Here is a 290-nt window from a genome sequence, read left to right on the forward strand (position 1 = left end):
AAGGCGAGTGTCATGAGCGAACAACAGCAATTCTAGGCGGACAGCGCGCAGTAAGCGCAGCATACTTAAGTATGTGAGCATTACGAGCACTGCCCAACAACGAATTGATGCTTGTGTAGCCATGACCTTTAAAGTCGTCTTCGAGAGAAACATCTTCGGGTTGTGAGGTTAAGCGAATAAGCGTACACGGTGGATGCCTAGGCAATCAGAGGCGATGAAGGACGTGCTAATCTGCGATAAGCGTCGGTAAGGTGATATGAACCGTTATACCCGACGATTTCCGAATGGGG

At 49.3% G+C, this 290-nt stretch carries 1 rRNA gene; it reads left to right on the forward strand.

Annotation, left to right across the window (positions count from 1 at the left end):
• Positions 1 to 166 precede the first annotated feature (166 nt).
• Positions 167 to 290 (forward strand): 23S ribosomal RNA (locus tag BHE89_RS01050); the annotation flags it as partial.

The sequence above is a fragment of the Shigella sp. FC1967 genome, from assembly GCF_001743005.1.
Taxonomy (GTDB): Bacteria; Pseudomonadota; Gammaproteobacteria; order Enterobacterales; family Enterobacteriaceae; genus Proteus.